Annotated in this window: 23 protein-coding genes; 9 read left to right on the top strand and 14 right to left on the bottom strand. The window is 73.0% G+C overall.

The window, feature by feature from the left end; translation table 11 throughout:
- Positions 1-281 precede the first annotated feature (281 nt).
- From AB0A74_RS14970 to AB0A74_RS14955, 4 genes are read left to right on the top strand one after another with little or no spacing between them, the layout of a single operon-like run.
- Positions 282-1,955, top strand: coding sequence for a fatty acyl-AMP ligase (locus AB0A74_RS14970; RefSeq protein WP_358249628.1), 1,674 nt, complete (start codon positions 282-284; stop codon positions 1,953-1,955).
- An 8-nt stretch (positions 1,956-1,963) separates the two neighbouring features.
- Positions 1,964-2,923 carry an alpha/beta hydrolase family protein gene (locus tag AB0A74_RS14965; protein ID WP_358249627.1) on the top strand — a complete coding sequence of 320 codons (960 nt, stop codon included), beginning with the start codon at positions 1,964-1,966 and terminating at the stop codon, positions 2,921-2,923.
- Positions 2,920-4,212 carry an MFS transporter gene (locus AB0A74_RS14960; protein WP_358249626.1) on the top strand — a complete coding sequence of 431 codons (1,293 nt, stop codon included), beginning with the start codon at positions 2,920-2,922 and terminating at the stop codon, positions 4,210-4,212. The genes AB0A74_RS14965 and AB0A74_RS14960 overlap by 4 nt, the downstream gene beginning before the upstream one ends.
- Positions 4,209-4,772: a QsdR family transcriptional regulator gene (locus tag AB0A74_RS14955; protein ID WP_358249625.1), complete on the top strand. Its 564-nt coding sequence runs from the start codon at positions 4,209-4,211 to the stop codon at positions 4,770-4,772. The genes AB0A74_RS14960 and AB0A74_RS14955 overlap by 4 nt, the downstream gene beginning before the upstream one ends.
- 20 nt (positions 4,773-4,792) lie before the next feature.
- Here the strand turns inward: AB0A74_RS14955 and AB0A74_RS14950 are convergent, their stop codons facing one another.
- Positions 4,793-5,644 (bottom strand): alpha/beta hydrolase, encoded by an 852-nt coding sequence (locus AB0A74_RS14950; RefSeq protein WP_358249623.1) that lies wholly within the window; start codon positions 5,642-5,644, stop codon positions 4,793-4,795.
- A gap of 172 nt (positions 5,645-5,816) precedes the next feature.
- On the opposite strand from AB0A74_RS14950, the gene AB0A74_RS14945 reads away from it, so the two are divergent.
- Both AB0A74_RS14945 and AB0A74_RS14940 read left to right on the top strand, forming a co-directional pair.
- Positions 5,817-8,114, top strand: coding sequence for a PEP/pyruvate-binding domain-containing protein (locus tag AB0A74_RS14945; RefSeq protein ID WP_358249622.1), 2,298 nt, complete (start codon positions 5,817-5,819; stop codon positions 8,112-8,114).
- 21 nt (positions 8,115-8,135) lie between these two features.
- The gene (locus AB0A74_RS14940) at positions 8,136-8,792 is read left to right on the top strand and encodes a maleylpyruvate isomerase N-terminal domain-containing protein (RefSeq protein ID WP_358249621.1); all 657 of its coding nucleotides are present in this window, start codon (positions 8,136-8,138) and stop codon (positions 8,790-8,792) included.
- Here AB0A74_RS14940 and AB0A74_RS14935 read toward each other — a convergent pair whose 3' ends face one another.
- Genes AB0A74_RS14935 through AB0A74_RS14915 form a run of 5 tightly spaced genes read right to left on the bottom strand, consistent with a single transcriptional unit; the run spans position 8,793 to position 11,477 of the window.
- Complete coding sequence (locus AB0A74_RS14935) at positions 8,793-9,248, bottom strand: SUKH-4 family immunity protein (RefSeq protein WP_358249619.1); 456 nt, start codon at positions 9,246-9,248, stop codon at positions 8,793-8,795.
- A complete protein-coding gene (locus tag AB0A74_RS14930; protein ID WP_358249617.1) occupies positions 9,245-10,003 on the bottom strand; it encodes a nucleic acid/nucleotide deaminase domain-containing protein in 759 nt (252 codons plus the stop codon). The genes AB0A74_RS14935 and AB0A74_RS14930 overlap by 4 nt, the downstream gene beginning before the upstream one ends.
- A 9-nt stretch (positions 10,004-10,012) precedes the next feature.
- Positions 10,013-10,711 carry a hypothetical protein gene (locus tag AB0A74_RS14925; RefSeq protein WP_358249615.1) on the bottom strand — a complete coding sequence of 233 codons (699 nt, stop codon included), beginning with the start codon at positions 10,709-10,711 and terminating at the stop codon, positions 10,013-10,015.
- The gene (locus AB0A74_RS14920) at positions 10,704-11,027 is read right to left on the bottom strand and encodes a hypothetical protein (RefSeq protein ID WP_358249613.1); all 324 of its coding nucleotides are present in this window, start codon (positions 11,025-11,027) and stop codon (positions 10,704-10,706) included. The genes AB0A74_RS14925 and AB0A74_RS14920 overlap by 8 nt, the downstream gene beginning before the upstream one ends.
- A gap of 3 nt (positions 11,028-11,030) precedes the next feature.
- On the bottom strand, positions 11,031-11,477 hold the full coding sequence (locus AB0A74_RS14915; protein WP_358249612.1) for a YbaB/EbfC family nucleoid-associated protein: 447 nt from the start codon (positions 11,475-11,477) through the stop codon (positions 11,031-11,033).
- 170 nt (positions 11,478-11,647) lie between these two features.
- On the opposite strand from AB0A74_RS14915, the gene AB0A74_RS14910 reads away from it, so the two are divergent.
- On the top strand, positions 11,648-13,150 hold the full coding sequence (locus tag AB0A74_RS14910; RefSeq protein ID WP_358249610.1) for an alpha/beta fold hydrolase: 1,503 nt from the start codon (positions 11,648-11,650) through the stop codon (positions 13,148-13,150).
- Positions 13,151-13,183: 33 nt separating this feature from the next.
- Here the strand turns inward: AB0A74_RS14910 and AB0A74_RS14905 are convergent, their stop codons facing one another.
- From AB0A74_RS14905 to AB0A74_RS14890, 4 genes are read right to left on the bottom strand one after another with little or no spacing between them, the layout of a single operon-like run.
- The gene (locus AB0A74_RS14905) at positions 13,184-13,675 is read right to left on the bottom strand and encodes a DUF6346 domain-containing protein (RefSeq protein WP_358249608.1); all 492 of its coding nucleotides are present in this window, start codon (positions 13,673-13,675) and stop codon (positions 13,184-13,186) included.
- Positions 13,672-15,057: a hypothetical protein gene (locus tag AB0A74_RS14900; RefSeq protein WP_358249606.1), complete on the bottom strand. Its 1,386-nt coding sequence runs from the start codon at positions 15,055-15,057 to the stop codon at positions 13,672-13,674. The genes AB0A74_RS14905 and AB0A74_RS14900 overlap by 4 nt, the downstream gene beginning before the upstream one ends.
- Positions 15,054-15,362, bottom strand: coding sequence for a type VII secretion target (locus AB0A74_RS14895; RefSeq protein ID WP_358249605.1), 309 nt, complete (start codon positions 15,360-15,362; stop codon positions 15,054-15,056). Before AB0A74_RS14895 ends, AB0A74_RS14900 begins: the two co-directional genes overlap by 4 nt.
- Positions 15,359-15,805 carry a YbaB/EbfC family nucleoid-associated protein gene (locus tag AB0A74_RS14890; protein WP_358249603.1) on the bottom strand — a complete coding sequence of 149 codons (447 nt, stop codon included), beginning with the start codon at positions 15,803-15,805 and terminating at the stop codon, positions 15,359-15,361. The genes AB0A74_RS14895 and AB0A74_RS14890 overlap by 4 nt, the downstream gene beginning before the upstream one ends.
- 112 nt (positions 15,806-15,917) lie before the next feature.
- Between AB0A74_RS14890 and AB0A74_RS14885 the strand changes: the two genes are divergently transcribed.
- Positions 15,918-16,487, top strand: a complete 570-nt coding sequence (locus AB0A74_RS14885; RefSeq protein WP_358249601.1) for a hypothetical protein — start codon at positions 15,918-15,920, stop codon at positions 16,485-16,487.
- Positions 16,488-16,640: 153 nt separating this feature from the next.
- Here the strand turns inward: AB0A74_RS14885 and AB0A74_RS14880 are convergent, their stop codons facing one another.
- A complete protein-coding gene (locus tag AB0A74_RS14880; protein WP_358249599.1) occupies positions 16,641-16,763 on the bottom strand; it encodes a hypothetical protein in 123 nt (40 codons plus the stop codon).
- A 642-nt stretch (positions 16,764-17,405) separates the two neighbouring features.
- On the opposite strand from AB0A74_RS14880, the gene AB0A74_RS14875 reads away from it, so the two are divergent.
- Positions 17,406-18,548 carry a S1 family peptidase gene (locus tag AB0A74_RS14875; protein ID WP_358249597.1) on the top strand — a complete coding sequence of 381 codons (1,143 nt, stop codon included), beginning with the start codon at positions 17,406-17,408 and terminating at the stop codon, positions 18,546-18,548.
- Positions 18,549-18,648: 100 nt separating this feature from the next.
- Here the strand turns inward: AB0A74_RS14875 and AB0A74_RS14870 are convergent, their stop codons facing one another.
- The 3 genes from AB0A74_RS14870 to AB0A74_RS14860 all read right to left on the bottom strand — a co-directional run bounded on the left by AB0A74_RS14870 (position 18,649) and on the right by AB0A74_RS14860 (position 22,579).
- Entirely contained in the window at positions 18,649-19,800 is a 1,152-nt protein-coding gene (locus tag AB0A74_RS14870) for a 4-hydroxybenzoate 3-monooxygenase (RefSeq protein WP_358249595.1), read from the bottom strand.
- A 51-nt stretch (positions 19,801-19,851) separates the two neighbouring features.
- The gene (locus tag AB0A74_RS14865) at positions 19,852-20,592 is read right to left on the bottom strand and encodes an IclR family transcriptional regulator (protein ID WP_358249593.1); all 741 of its coding nucleotides are present in this window, start codon (positions 20,590-20,592) and stop codon (positions 19,852-19,854) included.
- A gap of 64 nt (positions 20,593-20,656) precedes the next feature.
- A complete protein-coding gene (locus AB0A74_RS14860; protein ID WP_358249592.1) occupies positions 20,657-22,579 on the bottom strand; it encodes a S8 family peptidase in 1,923 nt (640 codons plus the stop codon).
- Between the last annotated feature and the right edge of the window lie 84 nt (positions 22,580-22,663).

Genomic DNA, 22,663 nt, shown 5'->3' with positions numbered 1-22,663 from the left:
GCGATGTGCGACAACTTTCCGCGGCTTTCTCCACCAATTCCGATGAAACACCCCAAAACGATGTTCCACGCCGGGCGAAGGGAAGGGTGACCTGCTCCGCCCCTGCCGAACAATAGGCCGTTCGGGTCACCCGTGCACCATTCGGGGAACTGTTGACAGTTCTGCCACCGCCTGGGTAGCTTCTCGGACCCGAACGTGGTGGAAATCACCCGGAAACAGTTTTGTGGTCCACGCACAAAACCAATCGACGAATTTATCAACCCCTGCGGAAAGGGTTCGGCATGACGGTCACCGCGCCGGGCGTCACGACCAACTCCGGCCCGGTCGCCGACGCCGTGCGGCACTGGGCCGGGCAGCGTCCCGACTCCACGGCCTTCACCTTCCTCGACCACGACGCGGACCCCGCCGGCCTGCCGGTCCGCATCACCTGGTCCCACCTGGACCGCCGCGCCCGCGGGCTGGCCGCCCGGCTGCGCCGGACCTGCGCCCCCGAGGACCGGGTGCTGATCCTCCTTCCCCAGGGCATCGACTACGCCGTCGCGTTCGTCGCCTGCCTCTACGCCGACGTCCTGGCCGTCCCGCTCTTCCCGCTCACCGGCGCGGGCCACCGCGACCGGCTCGACGGCATCCTCCGCGACTGCTCACCCACCGCCGCCCTGGTCGACGAAGCCCACGCAGCACCCGGGGCGACCAGCCTGGACATGATCGTCGTCAACCGCGTCGAACCCTCCGACGCGCCGCCCACCCCCGGCCACGGGCCCGCCTACCTGCAGTACACCTCCGGTTCCACCCGCACCCCCGCCGGCGTCGTCGTCACCGACCGGAACTTCCAGGTCAACGTCCGCCAGGCGCTCACCGCCTACGGCCTGCGCGACGAACCCGCCACCCCGGTCAGCTGGCTCCCGCTCTTCCACGACATGGGCCTGGTGCTCGGCCTCGGCGTCGCCCTGCTCACCGGCGTCGAAGCCACCCTCATGGACCCGCTCGCCTTCCTCTACCGCCCCGCCCGCTGGCTGGACGCCCTGCACGGCAAGCGCAACGCCATCAGCGCCGCGCCGAACTTCGCCTACGACCTGTGCGTCCGCCGCACCACCGACGACGACCGCGCCCACCTCGACCTCACCGGCGTCACCGCGCTGATCAACGGCAGCGAACCCGTCCACGCCGCCACGATCGCCCGCTTCCACGACACCTTCGCCCCGCACGGTCTGCGCCCCGACGCCCAGCGCCCGAGCTACGGCCTGGCCGAGGCCACCGTCTTCGTCACCGCCGCCACCGGCCCGCCCACCACCACCCCGTTCGACCGCAAGGCCCTCGCGGAGGGCCGCGCGGAGGTCCAGGACGACCCCGGGCGCGCGACCACCCTGGTCGGCTGCGGCCAGGCGGTCGAGCAGGACGTGAAGGTCGTCGCCGACGGCGTCGAGTGCCCGCCCGGCCGGATCGGCGAGATCTGGGTGCACGGCGAGAACGTCGCCCCCGGCTACTGGGTCGCCAAACCCGGCGTGTTCGGCGCGCCGCTGCCCGGCGACCCGCGCCCCTGGCTGCGCACCGGCGACCTCGGCGTCCTGCACGACGGCGAGCTGTACGTGGTGGGCCGGATCAAGGACCTGATCGTCATCGACGGCCGCAACCACTACCCGCAGGACGTCGAAGCCACCGCCGAACGCGCCGACCCCGCCCTCCGCCGCGGCCACGTGGCGGCGTTCAGCGTCCCCGGCGACGCGCAGGAAGCCCTGGTCATCGTCGCCGAACGCGCCCCGAAGGTCCCGCGCGACGTCATCGACCCCGCCCGGGTCCGCCGCGCCGTCCGCGCCGCCGTGTCCGCCCACCACGACGTCCGGGTGCGCGACGTCCTGCTGGTCGAACCGGGCTCGGTGCCCCGCACCTCCAGCGGGAAGCTCTCCCGCGCCGCGTGCCGGGACCGCTACCTCGCCGCAGAGCTCCCCGTGTCGTAGGAGACCCCATGCACCGAGTCCTCGTCCTCGCGCTGTCCGCCACGCTCCTCGTCGCCGCCCCCACCCAAGCCACAAGCACCACCCGGGCTACGAGCACCGCCGACGACGGTGCCCGCATCGTCGAGCAGACCTGGCTGGACGACCGCACCACCGACATCACCATCGCCTCGCCCGCCATCGGCGGCAACGTCAAGGCGCGCATCCTCACCCCGCGCGGCTGGTCGCCCACCGCCACCCGTAGTTGGCCGGTCGTCTACCTGCTCCAAGGCGTCGGCGACGACTACACCTCCTGGACCCGCGAGACCGACGTCGAACAGCTCTCCGCCGACAGCGACGTCCTCGTGGTCATGCCCGACGGCGGCCGGTCGGGCTGGTACACCGACTGGTACAACAACGGCCGGGGCGGCTCCCCGAAGTGGGAGACCTTCCACACCGCCGAACTGCTCCAACTCGTCGAGCGCGACTTCCGCGGCGGCACCAGCCGCGCCGTGGCGGGCCTGTCCGCGGGCGGCACGGGCGCGTTCGGCTACGCCGCCAAGCACCCCGGCATGTTCAAGGCCGCCGCCTCCTACAGCGGGCTGCTGTCCACCCAGTTCGTCGGCGTGCCGCAGTTCGTCTACACCACGGTCCTGCGCGAAGGCCTCGACCCGTACGGGCCGTGGGGCCGCGAGTCGCTCACCCCGCAGGTCTGGGCCGCCAACAACCCCCGCGAACTCGCCCCGAAGCTGCGCGGCACCGCCCTCTACATGAGCTACGGCAACGGTTTCGCGGGCGAGTTGGACACCGGCTGGGTCTACGACCCGTGGGAGACCGTCGTCGGGGCCACCGCCCCGGACTTCGTCCAGCGCGTCCGGCAGGCGGGCATCCCGATCACCGTCCACGCCTACGGCGGCGGCACCCACGCGTGGAAGTACTGGCAGCGCGAGCTGCGGGCGTCCTGGCCCATGCTGACGGCCGCGATCGGATGACCCGGCCGCTGCCGGTCGTGCTCGTCGCCTGCTTCGCGGGCTTCGTCACGGCGCTGGACAACAGCATCCTGATGGTGGCGCTGCCGACCATCGGCCGCGACCTGGGCATGGGCACCACCGGGCTCCAATGGGTCGTGGTCAGCTACATGCTGGTGTTCGCGAGCCTGATGGTCGCGGCCGGCGCGCTGGGGGACCGGTACGGGGTGCGGCGGGTCCTGCTGGTCGGCCTGATCGGCTTCGCGGTCGCCTCGCTGGGCTGCGGCACGGCCGGGTCCGGCGTGTCGCTGGCGCTGTGGCGGGCGGCGCAGGGCGCGGCGGCGGCAGCGGTGGTGCCGACCGGGCTGGCCGTCCTGCGCACCCACCTCGACGCGGCCCACCGGCGGACCGGGATCGTGGCGTGGACGGCGGCGCTGGCCGTCGCCCTCGCCGTGGGACCCGCGCTGGGCGGCCTGCTCAGCGAGGCCGCGCACTGGCGGTGGATCTTCCTGGGCAACGTCCCGGGCTGCGTCGCCACCGCCGTCGTCGCGAGGGCCTGCCTGGCGCCACGACGACCACGTCCCACCCCGCTGCCGTGGCGGTCCACGCTCGCCCTCACCGCCGCCGTGTTCGTGGTGACCGCGACCGTCCTCGGCGCACAACCCCTCGCCGCGATGATCGCCCTGTCCGGCGCGGCCTGCCTGCTGTTCCTCAACGCCGAACGCGCCACGCCGCTGTTCCCCCGCGCGCTGCGCCGGGACCGGGCGTTCATCGGCGGCACGGCCGCGCAGGCGTTGTGGGGCCTGGCGATCAGCGGCGTGCTGTTCGTGCTGCCCCTGCACCTCCAGCACACCGAGGGCTTCACGCCGATGACCACGGGCCTGTTCTTCGTGCCCGCCGCGCTGGCGGTGATCGCGGGCGCACCCGCGGCACCACCCCTGGTCGCCCGCCTCGGACCGTGGCGCACCGCGGCGGCGGGCCTGGCCGCCGTGACCGCCGGACTGGTCGCGATGGTGGCCGCCGGCCCGCTGCTGCTGTTGGCGTGCCTGGTCGTCGTCGGTTTCGGCTCCGCGCTGACCACCCCGCTCACCACGGCGGCGCTGGACGCGGCGGACGAGCGGGTCGCCGGCGTCGCGTCGGCGTCGATCACGGCGAGCCGCGAGCTGGCCGGCGCGTTCGGCGTCGCCCTGATCGGACTCGCGCACACCGGCGGCGGACCGGTGCCCGCCCTGTTGCTGGCCGCCGGCGCGGTCGCCGTGGCCCTCACGTCGGCGCTGGCCGTCGACGCCGCACGGACCCGCGTGCGGCCATGACCGTCCTGCCCCCGAGAGCCACCTCGGCCGACGCCCTGCGCGAGGCCAAGCGCACCTTCCTCAAACGCCGGCGCGTCGACATGGGGCTGCTGGCCGAACGGCTCGACATCAGCCGGGTCACCCTCTACCGCTGGGTCGGCTCCCGGGAACGGCTGCTGGTCGAGGTCACCTGGTCGCTCGCGGAGTTCAACCTCGCCGAGCTGGACGGGCCGCCGCGCCGCCACCACGGCGCGGAACGCGTGGTGCGCCTGGCCGTCGGGTTCCTGGAGGTGGTGATCGGCAACCCCGGCATGGCGTACTGGCTCGCCCACGAGGGCGAACTGGCGATGCGCCTGCTCACCCGCCACGACCGGGCGTTCCAGCCGCGCCTGATCGGTTGGTTCCGGCGCGTGCTGGAGGAGGAGACCGCGGCCGGCCTGCTGGACCTGCCCGCCGACCTGGACGAGGTCGCGTTCATCATCGTCCGGATCATCGAGTCCTACGCCTACCTCAACCTGATCACCGGCCGCGAACCCGAGGCGGCGCACGCGGAGGCGGTCCTGCGGCTGCTGCTGCGTTGAGCCGCGGGACCGCCGCCGGGTCAGTGCGGGCAGGTGTCGCGGTACTCCGAGATCGTCGCGTCCGGCGCGGGCGGCGGGCACAGGAACTGCTCGTAGCGGGTGTCGTCGTCCACGAACCGCTTCAACCAGGAGATCGCGAACCTCGCGATCGTCGTGTGCGGGAAGTTCACCACGAAGTGGTCGGCGCCGCGGATCTCCAGGTACGCCTTGTCGGTGGTCGCGGGCAGGGAGGCGTAGAACGGCTCGGAGTGCTGGCCGACGGGCGCGATGAAGTCGCTCTGCGCGCCCACGACCAGCGTCGGGACCCGGTTGCCCGACCAGTTGTTCGTGAGGTTCCAGCCCGCCAGCGGGATCGCGGCCCGCAGCGTCGGCCGGTCCTTCGCGGCCTCCAGGCTGCCGCCGCCGCCCATCGAGTGGCCCATGACGGCCAGCCGCGCGGCGTCCACGCGGTCCCGCACCGGGCTTGCCGTGGTCAGGTGGTCCAGCGCGGCCAGGAGTTGGTCGCCGCGCGCGTCGGGCAGGTCGAACACCGCGTTGGTGTCGATCACGATGACGACGAAGCCGTGCGACGCCAGCCGTGGCCCGTACCAGGCGACCGTGGCCTGGGAGCCGAGGAACCCGGGCGAGATCGCGACCGCGCCGAACCTGCCCTCCGCGGTGCTGGTCGGGTAGTGGATGGTGCCGCCGCCGAACTTCCCGCCCGCCTGTGCGGCCGACACCGTCGCCGTCGCGGTGGCGAACGGCCCCTGCGGCGCCTCCACGCTCTGTTTCGTCGGCGCCGGCCCGCGTTGGTGCGGATTGTCGGCCGCGGTCGCCGGAACGGCCACGCCGACCAGTGCCGCCACAGCCAGCCCGGCCGCGATCCTGCTCATGGAACCCACGTCGTCCTACTCCTCGGAAAGGGAATGGGGAGGCCGCGCGGCGGGGGCAGCTTATCGCGGAAAAACCACGCGCCGGAAGGGGAATTGTTTGTAGATTTCCGCGAATAGCGCGACTTCATTTGTTCGCCGGTGTGACAACGGGCGGGTGTGCCAGGATCGGGACATGGGGAGATTCGTGCTGCCGTTGGCCGACCCGGGGGCCGACCTGGCCACCGTCGGCGGGAAGGGCGCGTCGCTGGCCCGTCTGGTCCGGGCGGGGCTGCCGGTGCCGGGCGGCTTCCACGTGACGACCGACGCGTTCCGGCTGGCCGAGCCGGCCGGGGAGGTGCCGGCCGAGGTGGCGGCGGGGATCCGCGCGGCGCTGCCGCCCGGCCCGGTCGCGGTGCGGTCCTCCGCGACCGCCGAGGACCTGCCCGACCTGTCGTTCGCGGGCCAGCACGACACCGTGCTCGACGTGCGCGGCGCGGACGCCGTGCTGGACGCGGTCCGGCGCTGCTGGGCGTCGCTGGGCACCGAACGGGCCGTGGCCTACCGGGAGCGCAACGGCATCACCGACGTGGCCATGGGCGTGGTCGTGCAGGAGATGGTGCCCGCCGACGCCGCCGGCGTGCTGTTCACCGCCAACCCGGTGACGGGCGCACGGCACGAGACCGTGGTCAACGCCGCGCCGGGCCTGGGGGAGGCGTTGGTCGGCGGCGAGGTCACGCCGGACGAGTACGTGGTGGCCGGGGGAGTGGTGCAGTCCGCCACCGGCACGGTCCTCACCGAGGCGCAGGTGCTCGAACTGGCCGCGCTGGGCGCACGCGTGCAGGAGTTGTTCGGGGTGCCCGTGGACGTCGAGTGGGCCGTGCACGGCGACCGGATCGCGATCCTCCAGGCCCGGCCGGTGACCGCGCTGCCGGAGGTGTGGAACGACACCCTGCGCGGCGACCACCTGTGGACGTGCGCGAACCTCGGCGAGGCCGTGCCCAGCGTGATGACCCCGGCCACCTGGTCGTTCGCCCGGGTCCTGGCCCGGCCGCCGATCGGCGGCGTGCCGACGACCGGCAACATCGGCGGCCGGTTCTACCTCAACCTCAGCGCCGTGTTCGCCGTGGCGTCCGCCCTCGGGCTGACCGGGTTGATGCGGCGCTTGGCGGAGCACACCTTCGGGCGCATCCCGGACGACGTCCAGGTGCCCCCGCTGCCGCTGTCCCGCGCGGCCACCCTGCGCGCGGCGCTGGGCGCGGTGGTCCCGTTCGTCCGCCAGACCCGTGAATACCGCCGCCGCATCGGCGAGCTGCTGCCCCACGCGCCCGCGCGGGCCGAAGCCCTGCAAGCCAAGATCGCCGACGCGCGGACACCCGCCGAACTCCGTGCGCTGTGGACGTCCGAACTGGACTCCTACCTGCGGGACGACATCCGCGTCTACGACGCCGGCGCGGGCTCGGTCGTCATGGGCGACGCCAAGCTGCGCCGGAAGCTGTACGCGCTGGTCGGCGAGGCCGACACCACCGCCCTGATGACCGGGGCGCACGGCACGGCCGGCGACCTGGCGAGCCTGGGCCCGCTGCTCGGCCTGTCCCGCCTGCGCCGGGGCGAGATCGACCGCGCCACCTACACCCGGCTGTGGGGCCACCGGTGCGCCGACGAGTACGAGGTCTCCGTGCCCCGGCCCGCCGAGGACCCGTCCTGGATCGACCACCTGGCCGCCCTGGACGGCCCGGACCCGGAGGAGCTGCTGCGCCGCCAGGCCGCCGCCCGCGACCGGGCGTGGCGCCGCCTGCGCACCGCCCACCCCCGCCGGGCCGCCCGCCTGCGCCGCCGGCTGGACGCCCTGGCCGAGGCGACCCGCGGTCGGGAACGCGCCCGTTCGGAGATGGTGCGCGGGTTCGCGGTGCTCCGCGCGTTCGTGCTCCGGGCCGGCGAACTGACCGGCGCGGACACGTTCATGCTGTCCTACCGGGAAACCCTGGCCGTCCTGGACGGCGACGACCGCCCACTGGTCACGATCGCACCCCGACGCGCGGCCTACGAGCGCTACCGCGCACTACCGCCGTACCCGACCCTGATCCGCGGCGAGTTCGACCCGGAGGCCTGGGCCGCCGACCCGGCCCGCCGCCAGGACCTCCACGACGCCACCCGCGCCCACGCGCCCGCGTCCGACGCGATCACCGGGTTCCCGGGCGCGGCGGGCGTGGCCGAGGGCACGGCCCGGGTCGTCACCGGCCTGGACGCGGGAAGCGCCCTGCGGCCGGGTGAGGTCCTCGTCACCACGGTCACCAACATCGGCTGGACGCCGCTGTTCCCGCGTGCGGCGGCGGTGGTGACCGACGTGGGCGCACCCCTGTCCCACGCCGCCATCGTGGCCCGCGAACTCGGCATCCCGGCCGTGGTCGGCTGCGGCAACGCGACCAGCCGCATCAGCACCGGCGACCGCGTCCGCGTGGACGGCGGGAGGGGCACCGTGACGCCGCTGTGACTCTTCACTACCGTGGCCGGTGTGGATCTCTTCACCCACTCCTGGACGGCCCTGCGCGCCGCGGTGGAAGACCTCGGGACCGAAGACTTCACCCGCCCGTCGGGCTGTCGCGGCTGGCTGGTGCGGGACCTGGTGTGCCACCTGGTGATCGACGCCCAGGACGTCCTGATCACCCTGGTCACCCCGACGGACGCGCCCGCCACCCGGAACGCCGTCACCTACTGGCGGGTCGGCCACACCCCGCCCACCGGCGACGACCCGCTGGCCGCCCTGACCGTCCGCCTGGCCGCCGCCTACGAGGACCCGGCCCTGCTCAAGTTCCACCTGGACGACGTCGGCTCGGCCGCCGGCCGCGCGGCCGGCCTCGCCGACCGGTCCCGGCACGTCACGACCCAGGACCAGGTCCTGACCGCCGGTGATTACCTCGACGCCTACGTCCTGGAATGGACCCTGCACCACCTCGACCTGGTCGCGGACCTCCCGGACGCGCCGCCCCCGCCGGCCGAGGGCCTGGCGCGCACGCGACGGATGCTGGAGGAGATCGCCGGCACCCCGTTCCCGGCGACGTTCACCGACACCGACGCCCTGCTCGTCGCCACCGGCCGCCGCGCCCCGACCGACCGCGAGCGGGCCGACCTGGGCGGGTTGGCGGGCCGGCTCCCGTTCGTGCTCGGCTGATCAGGCGTAGACGCCGCTCTTGACGTCGTCCACCACGGCCTGCCAGAACGAGTACGGGTCGGCCAGGGTCTCGGCGTCGATGACGCGCAGCAAGGCGTGCACCTGGTCGCCCGCCTCGGCGTTGGTGCCGTACCGGGCCTTGGACAACGGCTTCGCGCCCTCGACCGCGGCGAGGCTGTCCGCGAACGCGGCGACCGACGCGTTGAGCGGGTCCATCTCCTCCGACCACGGGGGAGCGGTGAACACCGAGCCCTCCGCGCGGTGCACCACCACCGGGATCTCGTCCAGGTTCCAGAACCCGAGGACGGCGTAGTCGGGGTCGCGGTCCCACACGGTGATCGTGGCGGCGGCGCGGAAGGACACGGCGTCGGTGTCGGGCAGACCCGTGCCGGTCAGCGCCGCCCTGGCCGCCGGGTTGTCGATCACGGCGACCTGCTGTGCGGTGTAGACGGTCATGACGTTCCCGGGCGCTTTCTCGTGAAGAGGTCGTGGACGGCGTCGGCCAGGGCCTGCCGCGAGGAGTCCTGCGCCGACCGCGGCTGCCAGGGCCAGGAGTACTGGATCTCCGAGCCGGGCGGGAGGTACTGGTCCAGCATGTCCTGGCACCGGTTGCCCGTGGGGCACGGGGAGAACTCGACGTAGAGCCGCACGTCGCGCAGTTCCGTCCGGAGATCGACCTGGTCGGGCCGGATCCCCTGCCGCTCGGCGATCTGCTGGCGCATCTGCTTCAGGATGTCCCCTTCGGCGTGCTTGGTCGAATCCGCGCGGCCGTCCACCTGGTAGCTGTTGCCCTGGCTGTCCCTGAACGTGGCTCCACCGTAGAGGTTGTCGCGGTTCCCGTCGCGCAGCCGTGCCGCCTGGGCCAGTTGGCTTTCCGGCGTCTGGCCGTAGGCGACCTGCTGGTAGTGCGCCGGCATCGGGCCGTCGGGGTTGCGGCGCGGACTGCGCGCCGGCTTGGGCACCTCGGGGTCGCGCTGCCGTGGCGGGCGGCGCCGTCCCCTCCCGGCGCGCGGCGTGCCCTTGTCCGCCGCGTTGCCCGTCTCGGTCTGGGCGTCCTTGACGTCCTTGGCCGGCGCCGGTCGCCCGGCCGGGTCGTCGGGGCGGCGGTTCGGGCCGTCCGACGGCGGGTCGGGGCCGTCGCCACCGCCGCCGCCGCGCCGGTGCAGGGCTAATCGCGCGATGAGCAGGAAGAGTGCGAACAGTCGCTCCACGGCCCCCGCCTACCCGAGCAGCTTCTTGAGGTTGGTCAGGCTGGTGATCAGGGCCGTCGTGTAGACGAGGATGCGCCCGGCCCACTTGACCACCGCCGCCGCGATCTGGGACGCGACCACCGGGATGGTCACCACGAAGATCGCCTCCGCCACCCACACGATCACCCGGGCCACGAGGTCGGCGATCAGGTCGCGGACGATCTCGCGGGTCAGCTCGACCAGGCCGCCGGCCCCCTCGGTGGCCGACGCCATCGCCGCCGACACCGCCGCCAGGCCGCCGATCGCCTCGACGTTGTTGACCATGAGCTGCCGGTAGGCGTCGGCGGCGGGACCGTGCCAGTCGGGCAGGTCGTCGTCCAGCGCGGACCGCAGGTCGGTGGACATGGCGTCGAGTTCGGTGGCCATCCTGGTCCAGGTGGAGGCGTGCGCGGCGACCACGTCCGGTTTGCCGGTCAGCTCGTCGAGGATCTGGCGCAGCGGCTCGAAGTACTCCATGGCCCAGCCGAGGCCGTTGGCCAGCAACGCGCTCACCGGGTCCATGACGGTCGCCGCGACCTCGACGCCGAGAGCGGCGCCCGCCAGCGCGTCGTCCACCCAGCCCTCGGTCTTGATGGCGTCGACCAGGCCCTCGACGCTGTCGGCGAGCCCGGACCCGGTCCACACCTCGCGGGAGGACCGGACCGGGGCGATCAGCGACGGGTCATCCATCGCCGGTCCCGCCGCCGGCCGCGGTGATGGACCGGGCGTTGGACTCCTCCACGTCGGTGTACTCGTCCGCGCCGGCGCCCAACTCCTCCACCACCAGCGCCAGGTTCTCCTCGACCTGCGCGATCAGCTCGTCCTGCCGGGTGTGCCGGCCCTCCATCACCGCGGAGATCCACCCGCAGAGCAGGCCGTAGGCCTGGTCGTCCTGGGCGATGTGCGCGCTGGCGGTCTTCACCGCGTCGAACCGCGCCCGGATCGCCTCGACGTTGCGCGCGTGGGCGCGGATCTGCTCGACATCGACGATGTACCCGTCGCCCACGGCTCACCTCTCCCGCAGGTAGGAGCGGCTGTCGAAGCCCTCGTCGTCATCGGGCGCCGGCTGGTGCGGTGCGGGGCCGCCGCGCAGGTGCCGTCCGACGCTCTCGGCGATCGCCCGGCCCGCGGGGGACTGCGTGCCGACCGTGTCGGCGATGATCTCCTGGGACCGGTCGGCCAGCCTGGTCCGCGCCTCGCCGAGCGTGGCCATGATCGTCTGGGCGACGACGGTGGGCGGCACGCGCTGGATCCGGTCGGTCAGCCGCAGGCCGACGAGGGTGCCGGTGGAGTCGATGGTGACCTCGGCCAGGCCGTTCGGGTCGCTCGCGGTGACCCGCACCGCCTGCATGCGCTCGCTCATCGTTCTGGTGTCGGCGGCGAGTTGGTCGATCCGACCCTTCCACGCGGCCAACCGCTCGCGTGCGCCGTCCGGGTCGAGGATGCGTTCGTCCATGCGGCCTCCCCTGCCGATGCACTGGCGACAACGCAGCTCCGGCCACGCACTGTACTCGGATGATCATCGGAACGTGAGTGCTTCCGTCTCGCGGTCTATCCCGCACGGGGGTGGTCCTGGCGATACTGGTGCGGCGAACGCGTCCCCACGACGATGTGGAGAGCCCTCCCATGCGCATCCTGACCGCGTTGATGGCGGTGGTGACCGCGGCCGGTGTCGCCGCGGCCACGGCCCCGACCGCCCTGGCCGAGCACCCCGCGCCGGTGGACGCGTGCGTGGCCGGCGTCCCGGAGACCGACCCGCTGGAGCCCGGACCGGTGGACATCTGCTTCAGCGTGTTCAGGCCGGACACCGCGTCGCGGGACGACCGGGTGCCCGTCCTGCTGCACAGCCACGGGTGGGGCGGCAGCCGCACGTCCGCGCCCGGGTCGTTCCGGCGGTACCTGGACGCGGGGTTCGGCGTGGTCAGCATCGACCAGCGCGGGTTCGGGCAGAGCGGCGGCAAGGCGCACGTCGGTGACCCGGCGTTCGAGGGCGAGGACGTGATCCGCGTCGTGGACCACGTGGCGTCGCTGGACTGGGTGCGCACGACCGGTCCGGGCGACCCGGTGCTCGGGGCGGTCGGCGGGTCCTACGGCGGCGGCTATCAGTTCGCCGGGGCGTTCGCCGAGATCGCCAAGACCGGGCGGACGCGGTTCGACGCGTTGGCGCCGCAGATCACCTGGCACTCGCTCAACGACAGCCTCGCCCCGCAAGGCGTCGTGCGCACCACGTGGGTCACGGCCCTCTACGCCGCGGCGCCGGGCGCGCACACCTCCACGGTCCACGCCGGGTACGCCGAAGGCCTGCTCACCGGCGGCTGGCCCACCACGATGGACCGGTTCTTCCGCGACAACGGCCCGGCGCACCACGTCGCGGCCGGCCGGCGGCTGGACGTGCCGGTGCTGCTGCACCAGGGCGCCAGTGACAACCTCTTCCCGCTCGACCAGGCGATCGACAACTTCGACCGCGCCCTGACCCCGCGCGCCCGCGCCCAGAGCCTGTTCGTCGGCTACAACGGGGGACACGCGCTGCCGACGGTCGTGCCGGCCGGGTACGCGGTGAGCGGGGACGCGTGCGCGGCCGAGTTCGGCGGCTACGACGCGCTGGAACTGCGGTTCCTCGCGGAGAACCTGCTGGGCGCGCCGCGCACCCTCACCGGTCACGGCCGCTACCGGCTCATGACCGCCGAAGGTGGTTGCGTCACAGTGGATTCCGTCGCACCGACCCGGACCGTGGCGCTGCCGGACGTCCTGACGACGGCGGGCCTCGGGCTGCCCCAGTCGATCAAGGTCGCCGACGGGCCGCTCACCGTGGCCGGGTCGCCGAACCTCACCGCCGCGGTGAGCACGCTGGGCCTGGACACCCGCGCGTTCTTCGCCCTCAGCGTGGGCACGTCACCGTTGGACGCCAAGGTGGTCCAGCACAACGTGTTGCCCCACCGCGAGCCCGGCACCACCTTCGGCGCGCGACGCACGATCGAACTGCCCGCCGTCGCGGCGACGGTCCCGGCCGGACAGTCGCTGTTCCTCACCGTCAGCCCGATCTCGGACATGTTCCCGCTGCACGGCAGCCGCACGCCGGGCGCGATGCTGCTGCGCGACGTCACCGTGCACGTGCCGGTGGTGCCGTAGGGCTGGGCGTGACCCGGGCGGCGATGCGCTCGGTCAACCGCTTCCCGCGGAAGCACCACCGGACGCGCCCTGACGGGCTCGGTTCAGGGCGGAGGTCACCGAGAAGATGCGGAACATCAGGACCAGCGCCGTGATGCCGAGGAGGAACCACGAAACTGGCAGCAACAACTCCGGTGGGCCGTCGTAGGCGCGGGCGACGATGAACCTCGGGTACCCCGTCCGAGGGGCTTTGCTGGTCATGGTGATGGGGACCTCGCGGCCGACGTCCGCCGGGCTGATCTCGTGCCTGAACGAGTCGGTGTAGGTCTTGCCCTCCCACTCGAAGCTCACCGAGCAGTCGTGGACCAGGCCGAGGTGGAAGCCGCTGGCCTCGCACCGCACGTTCCTGCCGACGGCTTCAGCCGCGGTCTCGGGCTTGTCACCCCAGCGGACTCCGTCGTACAGGAAGATCATCACGTAGACGCACAGCAGGATGAGCAGGCCGAGCACTCGGCGCTTGCGGTGCCACGGTCGGGGGGTCGTCACTCCTTCTCCCGGTTCCGGTACGGCAGGAACACCTGGTCGCCCTGGTTGCGGTCCTTCTCCTGGGACTTTTCCACGTCATCCGCCCAGAACCCCTTGTTGACCTCCTTGAGCCCTTCGCGGGTCGGGGAGATCAGGTCGCCGGGGGCGGGCATCAGGTGGCCGATGTCGAACGTCCGGGCGGCGCGCGCCCAGTTCTGGCCGTCGATGATGCCGTTGCCCGCGAGGTTGTCGATGCGGGACAACGACCGCGGCACGTGGGTCGGGTCGGGCATGTCGGCGCTGCGGGTGCCGGGCGGCGGGCTGCCGATCCGGTTGAACAGGTCCTGCACGCGCTGCTTGCGGTTCGGGCCGTTCTGCTTGACGCGGTCCGCCCAGTCGCCGACGCGCCGGTTCCAGTTCTGGGCGATGTCGTTGGCGCGGTTGGTGATGTTGTCCATCGAGTCCCGGCCGCGGTTGGCGCCGTTGGCCAGGTTGTCGCCGAGGTTGTCGAGCCGGTCGGCGCGGGCGTTGCGCACCGACGACGTGTGCAGCAGCTCGCCCGCCCGCTGGTTGCCCGCCGGGGTGTTGGGCGACATGCGGGCCATGTCGGCCAGCTCGTCCGCCCGGCCGCGCATGCTGCTGCCCATCCGCTTGGCCACCGCGGACAGCTTGTCCATGATGGTGAACAGCTTCTTGAGGAACTGGGCGATCTTGCCGCCGATCTGGATGGCCTTGGTCACCGCGCGGGTGATGAACGCGGCGATGGACGCGCCGGCCGTGGGCACGGCGGCGGCCGCCGCGGGGATGCCCCAGGTGATCAGGGTGGCGGCCAGTTCGGCGAGCACGTCGCGGATCAGCGCGCGGGTGGCGGCGACCGCCGCGCCGGCGAGCTTGATGGCCGTCGCGGCCTCCTCGGCGGACGTCGCCGCTTTCTTCAGGTGGGCGACCAGGGCGTCGGCGCGCTTGCCGTAGGCGTCGGCCCCGCCACCCTCCCAGTCGGTGATCTTGCCGCGGCTCGTCTCGTACGTGCCAGCGACCTCGTTCAGCCGCTTGGAGATCTCCGTCCACGTGTTGGCGACGGCCTCGATCGCGGGCGGGTCGCCGGCCAGGTCGTCGAACGGCTTGCGGACGAAGCTGACGTTCTCGATGATCCAGCCGACGACGCTGGCGGCGAGCGTGCCCAACGGGTCCACGGCCAGGCCCACCAGACCCAGGCCCATCGCGATGCCGTCGATGGCCAGCGCGACCTCGTCGAGTTCCTTGTCCTTGACGTTGTCGTTGCCGTCTTTGGCCTGGCTCTTGCCCGAGAAGTTGCGGACGAGGTCCTCGCCGGTGTCGAGCAGACCCGCGCCGGTGAAGATCTTGCCGTCGTCCTGGGGCTTCTGGACGAGTTCGTTGGTCATGCGTGCATCCCGTCGAAGTTCGTGCGCTCGCCCTGTTCGGTGGTGTCGTAGAGGGTCGCGGCGGCCCGCAGCTCCGCGCCCGTCGCGTCCAGCGCCTCGGGCAGCTTGGACAGCAGGTCGCAGGCGGTGTCCAGCTCGTCGTTGAAGATGAACGAGTAGACCTGGCAGATCACGCCCATCGTCTCGGCCCCGAGCTTGACCTGCCCGGCGGCGTCCACGGCCTCCTGCACCTCGGAGGACAGCGTGGTGTCGAGCAGCTTGGCGTGGTCGTCCAGGGCCGTCTTGGTCGTCTTGAACCCGCTCATCGCAGCACCGGCCCGCCGTAGTAGTCGTCGTCGTCCTTGGGCGGCTCGCGCCGTTCCCGCTCGGCGGGCGGCGTCGCGACGCCGGTCGGGTCGATCGTGGCGATGCCCTGCTCGACCTGCTCGCGCAGGAAGCTCATGCCCTCGCCGTCGCCGAGCACCGGCCGGACGGTCTCCTCGATCATCCGCGCCGCGTCCACCTGGGCCTTGCGGATCGTGGTCATGATCGCCGCGCCCAGCGCCGTGTGGCCCAGGCTGTCGGCTTTGGGGGAGAGCTGGAGCGACTCGATGCGCCCGCCGCTGGCGACCGTCACGGTCACCGCGCCGTCGGGGCTGGTCGCCGTGGTCCGGGCGTCGCGGAAAGCGGTCTGGATGGCGTCCACCTGCTGCTGCGCGCGCTGCAGGTGCTGCTCGAAGTCGGCCAGGTACTGGTGTGGGTCGGTCACGTCGAAGTCCTCGGGGTGGTGGTTCTCTGCCGGGGATACTGGCACGGCCGGCCGGGCCGGATGACCGAAATGGCACGATGTGCACCCCCCGACGTGAAGGAGAGGTGGGTTGGTGACGGCCCAGGAGACGACGAGGCCGCCGATCACCGAGCGGGCCCGCGAGCACGCCCGCACGATCCCCAACAGCTGGTTGCAGGTGTTCGACCCGGTGGTGGAGCGCGTGGTGGGCGCGGTCAGCGAGGCGGTGATCGGCCGGTACCTGGTCGACGCGCGGGGTGAGATCACCGACACCTACGTGGAGAACCCGCGCTACCAGGGTCCCGGCAACGAGCTGGAAGGGGCGATGTTCCTGGTCGGCGCGGGGTCGATGCCGCTGGAGGAGGCGTTGCTGGCGGTGCTCGGCGCGGAACTGGTCCTGCCGCTGGACCCGGCCCGCCGCGACCGGCCGCACCTGGTGCTGCGCGAGGAGCGGGGCGTGCGGGTGGTGGACGCGTTCACCTCCGACCGGGTCGCGCCCGCCGACTGGCCGCAGCACTGGCAGCGCCGCACGGGCGCGGAGCTGGCGGTCGTGTTCGACCGGGCGGAGGAGCGGTTCGAGCTGCGGCTGTGCGGGCCGGCCGGGGTGCGGCTGACCGTGCCCGGCGACGAACTGGCGCGGGCGCTGCACGCCACCGTGCTCTGACCGCCCGACCGGCGACCCCGGACCGGCGCGGCGACGGCCGGGCCGGCCGCCCCGGTCCCGCGGCGGCCGGTATCCGACACCCCGGTGAGCGCGTCGGGCGCGGTCGGCGTCCCGCGCTCACCGGGGGTCGGGCGGCGTGCGGCCGCGACGTGGTCAGTCGTCCTGCTTGCCGGCGAAGATCTTGCCGGCGGTCTGGTACTCGGCGGTGTGCTCCGTCAGCGCGGGGCCGTCCGCCTCGTCCCGGCGGATGTCCGCCGCCAACTGCTCCAGTGTCATCGTCGTCTCCCCTCCCGAACGTGCCAGTCGCACTCGACTGCGCCCGACCCTCGACCGTACGTGGTGTGCGGGAGTTCGCGCAGCCACCGCACCCGGTCGCGGCTGCGCCGAGCGGCTGACCGCGCGGTGGACCGGGTGGCGGACCGGCGGTGTGGGAGTGGCGGCCCGCTCCGATGTGTGCGACCGCACCGGCGCGGCGGCGGTGCCCCGGCTCGTCGCGTATCACGTTCGCGGGCAAGGCGGAACTACCGCCTACTTATGACATTGTGGACGATCCGGGGCGGTCCATCATGGACAGTCGTGTGCGAAGTCGCTTGTGCGCGACCACCATCGTCAATGGTGAATTTTTGTCGCATTTTTGTTCCGGCGGCGCGCGCGTCGGCCCGGCCGTGCCTGGTCACCGCGGCGGTGCGGCCGGTGGCGGGCGCGGGCGGGGGCGCGGCGGCGGGTGGAGGACCCGACGATCGTAGGTACTGGCCCCGATCCGCCCGGTCCTAGCTTGCCCTCGGGTGCGCTTCCCCCGAATCCGGTCGATCGACCCGAACCCGGAAAGGGTTGCGCGGGCAGGACTCTGCCGACCCGATCCGTGCGGCGCGCCTGCGGCACCGCACGGATCTCCCTGCTCCCACAAGGAGAAATCGAATGAACCGCACTACTGCGGCACGTCTCGCGGGTGTCGTCATGCTCGCGACCGGAGCCGTCGCCGCGGCGGGCCTGCCCGCCACCGCCCAGCCGACCGGGGCGGCGCCGGTCCACGACGGGATGGTCGCGGCCATGCAGCGCGACCTCGGCCTGAGCGCCGGGGAAGCGGTGGACCGCCTTGCCCGCGAGGCCGCGGCCACCGAGCTGGAGGGGAGGATCCGCGGCCTGGTCGGCGCGGACTTCGCCGGCTCCTGGTTCGACGGCGCGACCGGCAGGCTGGTCGTCGGCACCACCGACGACCACGACCTGGCCGCGATCCGCGCGGCCGGGGCGGAGGCCCGCGAGGTCGCCCACACCGCGGCCACGCTGGACGGTGTGAAGGCCGGGCTCGACGCGCTGGAGGCCACCGCGCCCAAGGCGGTCACCGGCTGGTACGTCGACCCGGCCGGCAACCAGGTCGTCGTCACCGTGGACAAGACCCTGGTGGACGCCGCCACCACGGCGTTCACCGCGCGCGCCGCCGCGCTCGGCGGGAGCGCGCTGAGGGTCGAGGAGGTCACCGGGTCACCGCGGAAGCTGGCAAGCGTCCGCGGCGGCGACGCCTACTACATGAGCGGCGGCGGTCGCTGCTCGATCGGGTTCGCGGTGCAGGGCGGCTTCGTCAGCGCCGGACACTGCGGCACCCGCGGGACGGCCGCGACCAACAGCCGGGGCGAGCGGCTGGGGCAGTTCGCGGGCTCCAGCTTCCCCGGCAACGACTACGCGTTCGTCCAGACCTACTCCGGGGTCACCCTCTACCCCTACGTGAACAACTACCGCGGCGGCAACGTCGTGGTGAAGGGGTCGCAGGAGGCCCCGGTGGGCGCGTCGGTCTGCCGCTCGGGCTCCACGACCGGTTGGCGCTGCGGCACCATCCAGGCCAAGAACCAGACCATCCGCTACGCGGAGGGCGCGGTCTACGGCATGACCCGGACGTCGGCGTGCGCCGAGCCGGGCGACTCCGGCGGCTCCTGGGTGACCGGCCAGCAGGCCCAGGGCGTGACCTCCGGTGGTTCCGGCGACTGCACGTCCGGCGGCACCACGTACTTCCAGCCCGTGAACGAGATCCTCGGCGTCTACGGGCTGCGCCTGCTCACCGGCTGAACCGCGCTGTCGGCCGGTGAGCGCCGTCGGGCGCGGTGACCCGCGTCCGACCGGGGCACCGCCGGTGGCCGGGTCCCACACCCGGCCACCGGTGCGGCGTTCACAGCTCGTGCGGCAGACCCACGTAGTTCTCCGCCAGGCTGGTCGCGGCGGCGGGGGAGGAGCACACGTAGCGCAGTTGGGACAGTTGCAGCTCCCGGTCCAGGTCGTCCCCGGTGACGTGGAGCATGGACGTCATCCACCACGAGAAGTGCGTGCACCGCCAGACCCGGCGCAACGCCCGTTCCCCGTAGGACTCCAGCAACTCCTCGCGCCCCTCGGTGAAGAACGCGACCAGTGCCCGCGACAGCAGGGCGACGTCGGCGACCGCCAGGTTGAGGCCCTTCGCCCCGGTGGGCGGGACGATGTGGGCCGCGTCGCCGACCAGGAACAAGCGGGCGTGACGCATGGGGGCGCTGACGAAGGAACGCATCGGGGTGATGCCCTTGTCCACGATCGGGCCGGTCCGCAGGGTCCAGCCGTCCAGGGCCAGTCGGGTGCTCAGCTCGGTCCACACGCGGTCGTCGGACCAGGACGCCACGTCCTCGTCGCGGTCCACCTGGAGGTAGAGGCGGCTCAGGGACGGGGACCTCATGCTGTGCATGGCGAACCCGCGCGGGTGCCAGGCGTAGATGAGCTCGTCGGTCGACGGCGCGACCTCCGCCAGGATGCCCAGCCAGCCGTACGGGTAGTCGCGCTCCCACGTGCGCAGGCCCTCGACGTGCGGTCGGCTCACGCCGTGGAAGCCGTCCGCGCCGACCACGAACTCCGCCTCCACGACCTGCCGCCGCCCGTGGGCGTCCACAAAGGACACCGACGGGTTCGAGCCCAGGTCGTGCAGCGCCGTCCCGGTCACCTCGAAGTGGACGGTGTCCCCGCGCACCGCCAACAGGTCCTTCACCACCTCGGTCTGGCCGTAGACCCACACCGACCGCCCGGTCAGCGCCCGGAAGTCGATCCGGTGCCGTTCGCCGGGCCACTGCAGGTGGACGCCGTCGTGGCGCAGCCCCTCCGCCTTCAGGCGGTCGCCCAGGCCGGCGCCCACCAGCAGGTCCACCGTGTCCTGCTCCAGCACACCCGCCCGGATGCGAGCCTCCACGTACGCCCGCGACCGGGTCTCCACGACCACGGAGTCCACGCCGTGCAGCGAGAGCAGGTGGGACAGCAGCAGGCCGGCGGGGCCGGCGCCGACGATGGCGACCTGGGTGCGCATGCCGTCGAGCCTCGCCGATCGGCCACCGCGACCCCAAGCGGAAACATCCACTCAGTGGCAGTTCCGCGCGATCCCCGCGGCGGCGACCCGCAGCGCCGCCAGGTGCCGGCCGGGGTCACGGCCGGTGGCCAGGACCAGGCCGATGGACGCCACCACCGCACCCGTCCCGTCGTGCACCGGCACCGCCACCGAGCACGTCCCCAGCGTCATCTCCTGCGCGGTCCGCGCGTACCCGCGTCGCCGCACCTCGGCCAGGTCGCGCAGCAACCGCCCCGGCTCGGTGATCGTGTACGGCGTCACCTTCTCCGCCCCGGCGACCACCGCCGCCACCACGTCCTCGGGCGCGTGCGCGAGCAGCACCTTGCCGACGCCGGTGGCGTGCAGCGGCAGTCGCCCGCCGGGCCGGCTGACCAGCGGCACGGACGTCCGGCCGTGGAGCCGTTCCAGGTAGAGGGCGTGCCGATCGTCCCGGACGGCCAGGTGCACGTTCTCCCGCGTCACCTCGTACAGGTCCTGCAGGAACGGCAGCGCCACGTCCCGCAGACCGCCCTGAACGCGGGCCAACAGGCCCAACCGCCACAAGCGGCGGCCCACGACGTAGCGGCGGTCGGGGAGTCGTTCCAGCACCTGCCGTTCGACCAGGTCGGCGGCCAGGCGGCGGACGGTGGTCACCGGCAGGCCGCTGTGCCGGGCGAGGTCGGCCAGGCGCAGCCCGTCGCGGCGGCCCTCGAACGCGTCCAGCACGCCCAGCGCCTTCTCCAGGACCCCGCGTCCCGACGACCGACCCGCCATGGCGTCACGGTACCCGCCGGGAACGCGGGGGTCCGGTGCGGAGAACCGGACCCCCGCGTCCGGATCAGGCCGCCGTGACGGCCAGGTCGTCCAGCACGAACGACGTCTGGTACGACCAGTCCTCGGCGCCGGTGAACGTCAGCGTCACCGACTGGCCCGCGTACGCGCCCAGGCTGAACGTGCGCAGCGCGTACCCGGACGGGTTGAGGTTGGTGTAGGTGGCCAGCGTGGTGCCGTTGGCCTTGATGGTGAAGGTGTCGAACACCGCGGGCTCGTACTCCGAGGTGCTGATTTTCAGCCACAGCGACAACGTCGAGCCCGTGCAGCCGGCTGGGATGGTGACGGCCTGCTGGAGCGTCTCGGTGGCGGTGTAGCCGTAGCCGCTGATCCACGACGAGCGGGTGCCGGAGCGGGGCGCGCCCTCACCGGTCCACGGGCCGATGGTCCAGGTCGCGTTGGACCAGCCGGTGGCGCCGGACTCGAAGCCGGGGTTCACCAGCTTCTGGCCGGGGCTGGCGCACGACCCGCCGGGCGGGCTGATCGTCCAGCCGAACGTGGTGCTGCCGGACTTGCCCGCCGAGTCGGTCACGGTCGCGGTCACCGAGTAGGACCCGGCGGTGGTGGGCGTGCCGGAGATCAGGCCGGTGGCCGGCGCGATCGACAGCCCCGGCGGCAGGCCGGTGGCGGCGAAGCTGTACGGGGGAGTGCCGCCGCTGGCCTTGAGCTGGAGGCTGGTGGCCGTGCCGACGGTGCCGGTCTGGTTGCCCGGCGGGGCGATCGACGGGTTGCCCGGCACCGAGCCGCCGGTGTTGACGAACAGCAGGCGGTTGGGGGAGCCGGCGCCCGGGTTGGTGATCTTGCCGGTGGTGGAGTTGGCGATGAGCTGGCTCTGCACCTGGGCCGGCGTCAACGTCGGCGTCTCGCCCAGCAGCAGCGCCGCGCCGCCCGCGACGTGCGGGGCGGCCATCGACGTGCCGGAGATCGTGTTGGTGGCGGTGTCGTTGGTCATCCACGCGGAGGTGATGTTGACGCCCGGCGCGAAGATGTCGGTGCACGTGCCGTAGTTGGAGAACGACGCCCGCGCGTCGTTGATGTCCGAGGCGTTGACCGTGACCGCCTCGGCGACGCGCGCCGGGGTGAAGTTGCAGGCGTCGGCGTTGGAGTTGCCCGACGCGATGGCGTAGGTGACGCCGTCGGCGATGGAGTTGCGCACGGCGTTCTCGGTGGTGGCGTCGCTGCCCTGCGCGCCCAGGCTCATGTTCGCCACGGCCGGGCCGGAGGTGTGGTTGCCGGTGACCCAGTCGATGCCCGCCGCGACCCCGGCGAACGAGCCGGAGCCCTGGCAGTTGAGCACCTTGACCGCGACCAGCTTCACGCCCTTGGCCACGCCGTGCGCCGTGCCGCCGACGGTGCCGGCGACGTGGGTGCCGTGGCCGTTGCAGTCGGTGTTGTTGCTGTCCACGGTGTTGGTGCCCCACACCGCGCGCCCGCCGAAGTCCTGGTGGGTGGTGCGGATGCCGGTGTCGATGATGTACGCGGTGACGTTCGACGCCGTGTTGGGGTAGGTGTAGCCGGTGTCCAGCGGCAGGTCGCGCTGGTCGATGCGGTTGAGGCCCCACGAGGGCGGGTTGGGCTGGGTGTCCAGGGCCTCGACGACGCCGTTCTGCTCGACGTAGGCCACGGTCGGCTCGGCGGCCAGGCGGCGGGCGGCGCGTTCGCTGAGCGTGCCCGCGAAGCCCTTGAGCGCGTGGCGGTAGGTGTGCTCGACCTTGGCGGCGTACTTGGCGCTGAGGTCGCTGGTCAACGCGTCGACGCTCTGCGTCGAGAGGTCGTTGAAGACGACGATGTAGCTGTCCTTGATGGCGCGCGGGTTGTCCGCGCCGAGGATCTCCCCTTCGGCCGCGGCGGGCGTGGCCGTGCCGGCCAACGCCAGAGCCGTCACCGCGGCCGTGGCTAACGCGAGCAGGGGTGTTCGATTTCCGCGCATGGCAGGGTCTCCCTCATGCAGGATCCGGCGGGGCCCGTTGCGGCGGGGGCCGGGCCGGAGAGCGGAGTTCTGGCACGTTCGCGC

Source organism: Saccharothrix sp. NPDC042600 (assembly GCF_040647305.1).
In the GTDB taxonomy this organism is placed as follows: Bacteria; Actinomycetota; Actinomycetes; order Mycobacteriales; family Pseudonocardiaceae; genus Actinosynnema; species Actinosynnema mutabilis.
Note: the sequence above shows the minus strand (reverse complement) of the source record. Positions and strands in the feature narration are given on the sequence as shown.